At 67.3% G+C, this 10,514-nt stretch carries 9 protein-coding genes and 3 pseudogenes; 5 read left to right on the top strand and 7 right to left on the bottom strand.

The window, feature by feature from the left end; all coding sequences use genetic code 11:
• Nucleotides 1-524 precede the first annotated feature (524 nt).
• Both proB and obgE read right to left on the bottom strand, forming a co-directional pair.
• Nucleotides 525-1,649 carry a glutamate 5-kinase gene (gene proB / locus CSW58_RS04360; protein WP_099446454.1) on the bottom strand — a complete coding sequence of 375 codons (1,125 nt, stop codon included), beginning with the start codon at nucleotides 1,647-1,649 and terminating at the stop codon, nucleotides 525-527.
• A 44-nt stretch (nucleotides 1,650-1,693) separates the two neighbouring features.
• A complete protein-coding gene (gene obgE, locus CSW58_RS04355) occupies nucleotides 1,694-2,758 on the bottom strand; it encodes a GTPase ObgE (protein WP_099446453.1) in 1,065 nt (354 codons plus the stop codon).
• Between the two features lie 204 nt (nucleotides 2,759-2,962).
• Between obgE and CSW58_RS04350 the strand changes: the two genes are divergently transcribed.
• Entirely contained in the window at nucleotides 2,963-3,922 is a 960-nt protein-coding gene (locus CSW58_RS04350) for a hypothetical protein (protein ID WP_099446451.1), read from the top strand.
• 31 nt (nucleotides 3,923-3,953) lie between these two features.
• Here CSW58_RS04350 and CSW58_RS04345 read toward each other — a convergent pair whose 3' ends face one another.
• From CSW58_RS04345 to rplU, 3 genes and pseudogenes are all read right to left on the bottom strand, one after another.
• Entirely contained in the window at nucleotides 3,954-4,487 is a 534-nt protein-coding gene (locus CSW58_RS04345; RefSeq protein WP_099446450.1) for a GNAT family N-acetyltransferase, read from the bottom strand.
• 188 nt (nucleotides 4,488-4,675) lie between these two features.
• The gene (gene rpmA, locus CSW58_RS04340; RefSeq protein WP_099446449.1) at nucleotides 4,676-4,945 is read right to left on the bottom strand and encodes a 50S ribosomal protein L27; all 270 of its coding nucleotides are present in this window, start codon (nucleotides 4,943-4,945) and stop codon (nucleotides 4,676-4,678) included.
• A 74-nt stretch (nucleotides 4,946-5,019) separates the two neighbouring features.
• Nucleotides 5,020-5,531: pseudogene (rplU, locus tag CSW58_RS04335) on the bottom strand (50S ribosomal protein L21).
• A gap of 199 nt (nucleotides 5,532-5,730) precedes the next feature.
• Here rplU and CSW58_RS04330 point away from each other — a divergent pair.
• Together CSW58_RS04330 and CSW58_RS04325 are read left to right on the top strand one after the other, a co-directional pair.
• A complete protein-coding gene (locus CSW58_RS04330; RefSeq protein ID WP_099446448.1) occupies nucleotides 5,731-6,360 on the top strand; it encodes a hypothetical protein in 630 nt (209 codons plus the stop codon).
• A 53-nt stretch (nucleotides 6,361-6,413) separates the two neighbouring features.
• Nucleotides 6,414-7,519, top strand: a pseudogene (locus CSW58_RS04325) (GTP-binding protein).
• A gap of 141 nt (nucleotides 7,520-7,660) precedes the next feature.
• Here the strand turns inward: CSW58_RS04325 and CSW58_RS04320 are convergent.
• Nucleotides 7,661-8,110, bottom strand: coding sequence for a biopolymer transporter ExbD (locus CSW58_RS04320; RefSeq protein WP_099446447.1), 450 nt, complete (start codon nucleotides 8,108-8,110; stop codon nucleotides 7,661-7,663).
• 233 nt (nucleotides 8,111-8,343) lie between these two features.
• On the opposite strand from CSW58_RS04320, the gene CSW58_RS04315 reads away from it, so the two are divergent.
• On the top strand, nucleotides 8,344-9,357 hold the full coding sequence (locus CSW58_RS04315; protein WP_099446452.1) for a WD40 repeat domain-containing protein: 1,014 nt from the start codon (nucleotides 8,344-8,346) through the stop codon (nucleotides 9,355-9,357).
• Nucleotides 9,358-9,366: 9 nt separating this feature from the next.
• On the opposite strand, the gene CSW58_RS04310 is transcribed toward CSW58_RS04315, so the two are convergent.
• Entirely contained in the window at nucleotides 9,367-10,029 is a 663-nt protein-coding gene (locus tag CSW58_RS04310) for a nitroreductase (protein WP_099446446.1), read from the bottom strand.
• A 119-nt stretch (nucleotides 10,030-10,148) separates the two neighbouring features.
• On the opposite strand from CSW58_RS04310, the pseudogene CSW58_RS04305 reads away from it, so the two are divergent.
• Nucleotides 10,149-10,514, top strand: a pseudogene (locus tag CSW58_RS04305) (transglycosylase domain-containing protein); the annotation flags it as partial.

The raw sequence follows: 10,514 nt of genomic DNA, 5'->3' as shown, positions 1-10,514 counted from the left end.
ACGCCCCTGCGAAATTGTCAGCCCCACATCCCGTAGGCGCTCAAACCGCCCGTAAGCTCATCCCACCTCGTCGCGGTGGAAAGGGCGCATGGCCAGCGACCGGTGCGGCGGCGGGGGGTGATCGAGCGGGACTGGGGTCGGGGCGGATACCCGATCGCGTCCGGGGCCTTCCGTCGCTGCGGAAGCCCGCCCGCCATCGGCCTGGGACGAAGGCAAACACGGGTGATTTGAGCCTTGGGCCCTCGTGCTTCGTCCGCCGCCAGGCCGGGAAACCGGCGGACGCGGCTTCCGGTAAGGCGTCAACAGCGCCGCCCGCCGGAAGGCTGATGATCGAGACGGTCGCGCGGCGCGTCGGACGGTGTCGAAACGGTATCATTCTCAAAGTTCTCCGGACCTCGTCCGGCGCTCCGCGACCCTTTCCGCTTGCCCTCACAGCTTCAGGCGTGAGGCAGGAAACCTGTGTCTGCCGGAACCCCCTACCCCTTGCGGGGAGGGGCTTGAGAAAGGCTTTCCGCTTGAAACCCCTAACCCACCGCGAGGTCGTCGGCGTGGATCATCGGGCCTTCGCTGTAGCCGAGCTCGGCCTCGATGGCGTCGGAGCGCAGGCCGGCGATCTTGTGGGCGTCGGCGCTGTCATAGCGGACCAGGCCGCGGGCGATCTCGCGACCGGTCTCGTCGCGGACCCGCACCGCGTCGCCCTTGTCGAACGGGCCCTCGACGGCGCGGACCCCGGCGCTGAGCAGGCTCTTGCCCTTGAGCAGGGCGGCGGCGGCCCCGGCGTCGATGGTCAGCCAGCCCTGCGGGGCCAGGGAGCCGGCGATCCAGGCCTTGTAGGCGGCGGCCGGGCTGGCCCCGGCCTCGATCAGGGTGGACGGCTCGCCGGCGGCGATGGCGGCCAGGGGATGGGGGCGCGACCCCAGGGTGATCAGGGTGGCGCAGCCGGCGGCCCGGGCGATGCGGGCGGCGGCGATCTTGGTGGCCATGCCGCCGGTGCCGACCCCGGTGGCGGCGTTGGCGCCCTCGGCCATGCCGGCGATCTCGGCGGTGATGTCGGTGACCAGGGGAATGTGGCGGGCGGTCGGATCGCGGCGCGGGTCGGCGGTGTAGAGGCCGTCAATGTCGGACAGCAGCACCAGCAGGTCGGCCCCGACCATCTGGGCCACCCGGGCGGCCAGGCGGTCATTGTCGCCGTAGCGGATTTCCTCGGTGACCACGGTGTCGTTCTCATTGACCACCGGCACCACGCCCAGGGTCAGCAGGGTCTCGGCCGTGGCCCGGGCGTTGAGCCAGCGGCGGCGGACCTCGGTGTCGTCGCGGGTCAGCAGGATCTGGGCGGTGGTCAGGCCGTGCGGCTCCAGCGCCTCTTCCCAGGCCCGCATCAGCAGGCTCTGGCCGGCGGCGGCGGCGGCCTGCTTTTCCGGCAGGGTCAGGGACTTGCGGCCCCCCATCTTGTCAGGGCTCAGGCCCAGGCGCCGGCGGCCCAGGGCCACGGCCCCGGACGAGACGACGACCAGCTGGGTTCCGCCCTGGCGCAGGGCGGCGGCGTCGGCGCAGAAGGCCTTCAGCCAGGCATGGTCGGCGGCCCCGGTCTGGTCATCGACCAGCAGGGCCGAGCCGACCTTGACCACGATCCGCCGGGCCCCGGCCAGCGGCCCCCGGGGGCCCCGGGGGCCTTGTCCCAAGGGCGGCGGAATCACGGGTTCCAGCCCCCGGGGGTCTCCGCCACGTGATCTTCCTCTTCCTCGATCTCCTCGATGGCGTCGCCCCGGCGCAGGCGCACCTGCTTGAAGGCGGCGCGCAGCAGCTCGGTGACCCCTTCGCCCGAGACGCCCGAGACGGCCATCGGCTTGATGCCGGACACGGCTTCCAGCTCGGCCAGCTTGGCGGCGCGGGTCTCGGGATCGAGGGCGTCGACCTTGTTGAGGGCCAGGATCTCGGACTTGTCGGCCAGCTCGTCGCCATAGGCCTCGAGCTCGCCGCGGATGGTGGTCCAGGCCTCGGCGATATTGTCCTGGGTGCCGTCGACCAGGTGGATCAGCACCGCCGAGCGCTCGACATGGCCCAGGAAGCGTGTGCCCAGGCCCGCGCCCTCGGAGGCGCCCTCGATCAGGCCGGGAATGTCGGCCATCACGAAGCGCTCGCTGGTCGACAGGTCGACCATGCCGAGATTGGGGGTCAGGGTGGTGAAGGGATAGTCGGCGATCTTCGGCTTGGCGGCGCTAGCGGCGGCCAGGAAGGTCGACTTGCCGGCATTGGGCAGACCGACCAGCCCGACGTCGGCGATCAGTTTCAGCCGCAGCCACAGCCACAGCTCTTCGCCGTCCTGACCGGGATTGGCGTATTTGGGGGCCTGGTTGATCGGGCCCTTGAAGTGCAGGTTGCCCCAGCCGCCGTTGCCGCCCTTGGCCAGGCGCACCCGCATGCCGGCCGTGTCGAGGTCGGCGATCAGGGTCTCCTTGTCCTCCTCCAGCACCTGGGTGCCGACCGGGACCTTGAGCAGGATGTCGTCACCGGCCGCGCCGTGGCGCTGGCGGCCCATGCCGTGGGTGCCGGTGCCGGCCTTGAAGTGCTGCTGGTAGCGGTAGTCGATCAGGGTGTTGAGTCCGTCGACGGCCTCGATCCAGATGTCGCCGCCGCGGCCGCCGTCGCCGCCGTCCGGTCCGCCGTATTCGATATACTTCTCACGCCGGAACGAGACCGCGCCGCCGCCGCCGTTGCCGGAGCGGATGAAGATTTTGCACTGGTCCAGGAATTTCATCTGCGTCTTTTGTCCCATGCGGGCTTTGGCGTCGAGCGTGAAACACGCCCTTGGCCAGGAAGTGGGGTGTTATCTCCAAGGTTTCCAGCGGCTTGGCGGCCCGATCGGGCCTTGTGTGACAAATTGTTAAACTCGAGCCCGCATCCTGAGCGCTGGAATAAAATCCTGGTCCCGAAGGGATCACGAACCGCAGGGAGGCTGGCGTTGGCGACGATTGAAGACGTCAGGGGCGAATGGGCGAAGGATCTGGTCGATCTGACGCTTCAGACGCTGTGCCGCAAATACGCGGGCGAGGCGTCGATCCACCGCAACATCCTGATGAGCCGCGGCACCGGGGTGACCGGCACCTGGCGTGATTTCCGGGCCTTCCTCAGCGACATTGGGCCGCGCCCCAGCGATCAGCACCTGTTGGTGCTGACCAATCGGACCGAGCGCACCTATGGCCCGGGCCGGGCCCGCTGGATGACGCCGGAAGAGCAGGCGGTGCACGAGGCGGAGTTCGATCGCCTCGAGGCCGAGAAGAAACGCGAAGAACAAAAGCTGCTGCACGAGGCGGCGGCCATGAAGCGGGCCAAGGCTCCCAATGCGCCGAACTTCGGGCAGTGGACCCCGATGGGCGGCCAGCAGGTCAGCTATTCCGACGTCGCCAAGCGGCTGGCCATCCCGGTCGGCGCCCTGTCCAAGACCCTGGCCGGCGGTCGCACCGCCGACGACCTGGCCAAGCGCGCCTCCTCGGCCGCCGAGCTGATCAACCAGGAGGCCAGCTGGCTGCCGCCGGATCCGGCCCGCAAGGCCGGCTTCTTCGAGGCCTACCGCGTCTGGCACATGCAGGTGCAGCCGCAGTTCAGCCGCGCCGCCACCCCGACCTTCCTGTTCCTCTACATCGCCCTGCCGGTGATGAAGGAATGCCGTGACCAGCTGCAGGCGCTGGACCTGTGGAATCCGCTCGGCCAGCGGGCGATGAACGCCCGCGACGGCCATGTGGCCTGGAAGAAGTACTGCGAGTTCATGCCGCGGGCCCAGGTGGCGATCATGGAGATCCCCATCTACGCCACCTATTCGCTGCTCAGCGATCTGGACGCCCTGAGCGAACGGATCCTGACCGCCGAGAAGCGCTTCCGCGAAGGGGCCCAGAAGGTCGTCGCCACCCACCGGGCCGCCTAGAGGCGCTCTAAACTCACGACGATTGGGCGCCTCAGGCCAGCCAGACCATCATCCGGGTGTCCACGGTCTGGCCGCGCGCCAAGGAGTGCTTGGGCTCGACGACGCCGGTATAGAGAAACCCGGCCTTGATCAGCACCTGGCCCGAGGCGGGATTGTCAGCGAAATGGCCGGCCACGATCAGGCGCTTGCGCCAGTCGCCGCGCGCCCAGGCCAAGGCCCCCTGCAGGGCCTCGGTCGCCAGGCCGCGTCCCCAATAGGGCTGGCCGATCCAGTAACCGACCTCCAGCGGGCCGGTCTCGGGCGTGAAGAAGCCCAGCACCCCCACCAGGCCCTCGTCCTCCAGCTCGATCGCGAAGGTGGCGTTGCGGACCCAGTCCAGCGACTGGCAGCGCGCCACGAAACCCTCGGCGTCGGCCGGTCGATAGGGCCACGGCATGCGGGTGGTCATCTTGGCGATGGCGTGATTGTCGCAAAGGGTCGCCAGGGGCGCGACGTCGGTCGTGACCGGCGCGCGCAACGTCAGACGCCGCGTCTCGATGATGGGACTTTTCTCGATCACGCACATGGCGCGCCTCCCGATTTCCGATCCCTTCTTGCCTGGGGACCGTGACGCTCCTTGCCTCAGCGTGGGCGAAAGGGGCGCGGACAAAACAAAAGCGGGGAGCCCGGCGTCCGGACTCCCCGCTTGAGGTTCGTCATGTCCGGATCGTCTACTTCTTTGAGAAGCGCGACCCGGAGCCTACGAGGTGCGTGCTACTCGGCGGCCTGGGCCTTGGGAGCGACGTTTACGTAGGTGCGGTTGTTGCGCTTGGTGACAAAGTTCACCGCGCCTTCGATCAGCGCGAACAGGGTATGATCCTTGCCGATGCCGACGCCCGAACCCGGGAAGAACTTGGTGCCGCGTTGACGGATGATGATGTTGCCGGCGAGAACTTTCTCGCCGCCGAACTTCTTCACGCCAAGGCGACGGCCGTCTGAATCGCGGCCGTTGCTGGACGAGCCGCCAGATTTCTTGTGAGCCATGATGGCCTCCTCGTTCCTTGACCCGGTTTCCTGTCGGACCTGGATCAGTTGTCAGTGCGAAACCCGCGAGGGTTTCAGGCTTCGGCTTCCGGGGCGTCGGCGGCGGCCTTCTTAGGCGCAGCCTTCTTCTTCGGAGCGGCGGTTTCGGCGTCGGCCTTAACCGGCATGCTCGGGATCGTCGCCGGAACGGCGGCGTCACCCAGGCCGCGGGCGCGGGCGTTGAGGATCACCTTGGGGTCAGGTCGATGACGCCGTCCCACTTGATTTCCTTGCCGCCACCGGCGACCGAGGTCACGCGGACGACGCTTTCGGTCTGGCGATGGCCGCGGGTGCGGCGATAGCCTTGGCGACGGATCTTCTTGAAGATCTTCACCTTCTCACCCTTGCGGGTTTCGAGGAGGGCGCCGGTCACGACGGCCCCTTCGACGAGCGGGGCGCCGACCGTGACGGTCTCGCCTTCGCCCAGCATCAGGACTTCGCCAAAGGCGACTTCAGCGCCAGGTTCACCGTCGAGCTTTTCGACCACCAGCAGGTCGCCGGCTTGGACCCGGTACTGCTTGCCGCCGGTTTTGATCACCGCGTACATAGGTTAGCGCCTTAAGAAACGTGCGTTCGCAAAATAGGGAACGCCCGCAAGGAAACCCGGCGGGCGAGGGGGCGGACTTATACAGGCGACGACCTGCAAGTCAACGGCCTGAGACACTTTCCAGGACGCGAACCGACAGGTTGTCGCGGGATGTCATCAGGGGTGGAATGTTACTTTGTAACAGGTTATAGCCCAAGCCGTGACCTCAACCTTCTTCACCTCCATCGCCGTGACAGGCTTCGCCGTGGCGTTCCTGCACGCGGCCTTGCCGACACACTGGCTGCCGTTTGTGCTGGTAGGGCGGGCCCAGAGGTGGTCGACCCGGCGGACCCTGGCGGTGACCCTGCTGGCGGGTCTGGGCCATGTGGGCCTGACCATGCTGCTGGGCCTGGCGCTGGTGATCGCCGGGCTGGCCCTTCAGCCGCACCTGGGCGGCTTCTTCCATTGGATCGTCGGCGGGCTGATGGCCGCGGTCGGCGTCTTCTATCTCTGGCGCGGACGCCACAATCACAAGATGCCCGAGGTCAGCCAACGTCGCTACACCTCCGACAGGGCGGCGATCACCGCCCTGGTGGTCCTGCTGACCCTCTCGCCCTGCGAAGCCTTCCTGCCCTATTACCTGGCTGGCATGGAGCATGGTTGGCCGGCCTTTGTCGCGCTCAGCCTGGTGCTGCTGGCGGCGACCTCCGCGGGCATGCTGCTGTTCACCGGCCTGAGCCTGGCCGGCTTCAATCGCCTGGGCCTGGACTGGGTGGAGCGCTACGAGGAAACCATCCTCGGCGTGGCCCTGATCGTCATTGGTCTGGCGGTCGCGTTCTTCAAGACCTGACCCTGGTGGCGGGACGGCTTTCGCCCGCCCTTCAGAGCCCCTAAATAGCGTCCATGACCCAGACCTCTCCCGCTCCCGGCAAGATCCCCGTCACCGTGCTGACCGGCTATCTCGGCGCCGGCAAGACCACCCTGCTCAACCGCATCCTCACCGAGGCGCACGGCAAGCGCTACGCCGTCATCGTCAACGAGTTCGGCGAGATCGGCATCGACAACGACCTGGTGGTTGGGGCCGACGAGGAAGTGTTCGAGATGAACAACGGCTGCGTCTGCTGCACGGTGCGCGGCGACCTGATCCGGGTGCTGTCTGGCTTGATGAAGCGCAAGGGTGGTTTCGACGCCATCATCGTCGAAACCACCGGCCTGGCCGATCCCGGCCCGGTGGCCCAGACCTTCTTCGTCGATGACGACGTCAAGGCTCGCACCTATCTGGATTCGGTCACCGCCGTGGTCGACGCCAAGCACATCCTGCTGCGGCTGGGCGACAGCCGCGAGGCCGTCGAGCAGATCGCCTTCGCGGACCAGATCGTGCTCAACAAGACCGACCTGGTGTCCGAGGACGACCTGCGTCACGTCGAGGCGCGGATCAGACGCATCAATCCCCCTGGCCCCGATCCACCGCGCCCAGCGCTCGAACGTGCCGCTGGACGCCATCATCGGCAAGCACAGCTTCGATCTGGACCGAATCACCGAGCTGGAGCCTGAATTCCTCAATCCGGCGCATGGCGAGGCCGGCCACGTGCATGACGAGCACTGCGGCCACGACCATCACCATCATGACCACGGGCATGACCACGGGCATGTCCATGATGAGCATTGCGGCCACGATCATCACGACCATGGTCCCGCCAGCGCCATTCACGATGACGGGGTCAAGGGATCTCCCTGACCCTCGACCGTCCGGTCGACGGTCAGAAGATCACCGCCTGGCTCAATGACCTGCTGGGGCGTCGCGGAACCGACATCCTGCGCGCCAAGGCATCATCGACGTCCAGGGCGAGAACCGTCGCCTGGTGTTCCAGGCCGTCCACATGATCCTCGAGGGCGACTTCCAGCGGCCCTGGACGGACAAGGACAAGCGCTACAGCCGAATGGTGTTCATCGGCCGCGACCTGGACGAAGCCGAGCTGAAGGCCGGGTTCGAAGCCTGCGCCGCCTAGGGAAGGTCCGCGGGGTTTCCGTGCCCCCTCCCCCATCAAGGGGGAGGGGGCACGAGAAAACATCGGAGTCTGAACACAACAAAAAGCCCCCGGAAGCGAGGCTTCCGGGGGCTTTGTCGTTTCGGCGTTCGCCGAGGATCCTTAGTGGATGTCCTCGTTGATCAGGCCGACCTTGTACCAACCGGCGGTCTGCAGGTTGTTCAGCACGCCCATGAAGTCGGCGTACAGCACGTCGGCGTCGGCGCGGATCATTACGCGCTGGTCAACGCGGGGACCGGCTTGATCGGTGGCCACGAACTTGGCGTCCAGATCGAACGGCAGGTTCTCCAGGCTCGACTGCTTGTCGGCCACGAAGATCGCGCCCGACTTCTGGATCGAGATGAACACCGGCTCTTTCGGCTTCGGCGCGTCCGGCGGCGGGATCGTCGCCGGGGGAAGGTCGACCTTGATCGCCACGGTGGCCATCGGCACGGCGACCATGAAGATGATCAGCAGGACCAGAAGGATGTCCACGAAGGGCGTGACGTTGATTTCGGAGTTCTGGCCGAGTGAGTAGCGACCACCGCCACCGCCAGAGAGTTTAGCCGCCATAGCCTGACTGTCTCCCAAGGGCCGCGGTTGCCGCGGTCCCGTAATTGTAAGGTGGCCACGTCTGGCGCAGACGGGCTCGGAAGTAAAGCCCGACGAGGCGCCGTAATGGCAACCCCTTTTGTGAGTCTTTCTGACCGAACGCCGTTCATGCCCGCCCTTGAGGCGCTTGGGTTCGCGTGTCGGGCGAACTCAGCGGCCTAGGCGCCTCGTTCGAGGCGCGCTATGGCGCAGGCATGATCCTGTCCTTCGACGCCTATGTCACCGCCGCCCTGTTCGACCGCGCCGGCCGCGCGGGGTTCGCCCTCGGCGACGGCACGGTGCGATTCGTCGCCGAGGGCGGCTATGTCACCGTCGAGGCTCACCAGGGCGCGGTGCTGGCCGCCGTCGTCCACCCTTCGGGCCTGGGTCTAGTCACCGGCGGCGACGACGGCCGCGTGGTCTGGAGCCGGGTCGAGGGCGGCGAACTGGTTTCGACCCTGGTGGCCGAGATCAAGGGCCGCTGGATCGAGCACGTCGCCGCCAGCCCCGCCTCGGGTCTCATCGCCTTCACGGCCGGCAAGGACGCCCATGTCCGCGACGTCAAGGATCTGGCCTTCACGCGCTGCTTCACCCACGAAAAGACCGCCTCGGGCCTGGCCTTCGATCCCAAGGGCCGCCGCCTCGCCGTCGCCGGCTATGGGGGCGTCGCCCTGTGGTGGGCCAAGATCGCCGAGCAGAAGCCGCAGATGCTGAAATGGGCCGGCAGCCACATCGCCGCCGCCTTCAGCCCCGACGGCAAGTTCCTGGTCTCGTCCATGCAAGAAAACCAGCTGCATGGCTGGCGGATGAGCGATTCCAAGGACATGCGGATGGGCGGCTACCCGGCCAAGATCAAGAGCCTGGCCTTCTTCGACAAGGGTAGCCTGATGGTCACCGCCGGCGCCAACGGCGCGGTGGTCTGGCCGTTCGCCGGGGCCAATGGCCCGATGGGCAAGGAGGCTGCCGAGATCGGCTTCTCCCGCGACTCCATGGTCGTGCGGGTGGCCGGAGTCGAGGCGCTTCCGGTGGCGATCGCCGGCCAGGACGACGGCAAGATCTGGGCGGCGCATATGCGCACTGGTCGCCTCGAGACCCTGAAGGCCGAAAAGGGCGCGGCGATCAGCGCCCTGTCGGTCTCGCCCGACGGAACCCAGCTGGTCTGGGGCGACGAGGACGGCGAGGCCGGCCTGATCGCGATCCCGGATCTGAGCGGACCGCGGACGTTCTAGGGCGGTCCCCTAGAACCCCTTGAGCTCGCCCCAGGCCTCGAAGCCGTCCCGCCGCGAACGCCAGGCGTTCACGGGCGCGGCTTCGTCGCGATAGCCCAGGGCCATGCCGGAAAACAGCATGTGGCCCTCGGGCAGGCCGATCTGCTCGGCCACCACCTGATGATAGTGGGCCCAGAACTCTTGGGCGCAGGTGTCCAGGCCCTTCTCGACCGCCAGCAGCATGAAGGTCTGCATGAACATGCCCAGATCGCTCCATTGCGGCGGGCCGCAACGACGGTCGATCGAGAAGAACAGCAGCACCGGCGCGTCGAACCCCTGGCCGTTGCGGGCGAATTGCTGGAGCCGGGCCAACTTGTCCTCTCGGGGGATGCCCAGCGACGCATAGAGGTCCTCGCCGACCTGGAAGCGGCGACTACGCAGCGGCTCCCACAGATTGGCCGGATAAATCTCGTATTCCGGCGCGTCAGGCGAGCCGAGACGCGCGGCCATGGTCGCCTTCAGGGCGGCAAGGGGTTCGCCGCTGACCGCCTGCACCCGCCAGGGCTGAAGATTGCCGCCGGACGGCGCCCGGGCGGCGGCTTGGAGGAGATCGCGGACCATCTCGCCCGAAACGGTTGTTTCGGTGAAGGCGCGTACCGACATGCGGCGTTCGACGGCTTCGGTTACGGTCATGGGCGGCTCCTTAGGGCTCGTCGCGACACCAAGCCCAGCGACATCGGCTCGTAAGCCCAGCGACATCGGCTCGTCGCTTGGGTAGCATCCGGTCGCAGCGTCAAGGCAAGGGGTGATCGGTGCGGGTCCTGTTGCGCAATATCATTCTGGCCTTGTTCATCGTGCTGGTGGCCGGACCGATCGTGGCGGTGGTCGTCTATCGCTTCGTGCCGCCGCCGGTCACGCCGCTGATGCTGATTCGGGCCGCCGAGGGCAAGGGTCTGGATCACCGTTGGCGCTCGATCCGGACCGTCGCGCCGGCCCTGCCCCGCGCCCTGATCGCCGCCGAGGACGCCCGGTTTTGCGAGCATTCCGGCTTTGATTTTGACGCCCTTCAGAAGGCCTACGCCAATAACGGCGGGGCGGAAAGATTCGCGGCGGCTCGACCATCAGCCAGCAGACCGCCAAGAACGTCTTCCTGTGGCCCGGCCGTTCCTATGTTCGCA

Source organism: Caulobacter sp. B11, from assembly GCF_002737765.1.
GTDB lineage: Bacteria > Pseudomonadota > Alphaproteobacteria > Caulobacterales > Caulobacteraceae > Caulobacter.
This window is presented reverse-complemented; position numbering and strand designations above follow the sequence as displayed.

Bases quoted from the DNA above. Each gene is read 5' to 3' on its own strand.
- obgE (WP_099446453.1), bottom strand. From the start codon at position 2,758: ATGAAATTCCTGGACCAGTGCAAAATCTTCATCCGCTCCGGCAACGGC.
- CSW58_RS04345 (WP_099446450.1), bottom strand. From the start codon at position 4,487: ATGTGCGTGATCGAGAAAAGTCCCATCATCGAGACGCGGCGTCTGACG.
- rpmA (WP_099446449.1), bottom strand. From the start codon at position 4,945: ATGGCTCACAAGAAATCTGGCGGCTCGTCCAGCAACGGCCGCGATTCA.
- CSW58_RS04320 (WP_099446447.1), bottom strand. From the start codon at position 8,110: ATGGCGGCTAAACTCTCTGGCGGTGGCGGTGGTCGCTACTCACTCGGC.
- CSW58_RS04315 (WP_099446452.1), top strand. From the start codon at position 8,344: ATGATCCTGTCCTTCGACGCCTATGTCACCGCCGCCCTGTTCGACCGC.
- CSW58_RS04310 (WP_099446446.1), bottom strand. From the start codon at position 10,029: ATGACCGTAACCGAAGCCGTCGAACGCCGCATGTCGGTACGCGCCTTC.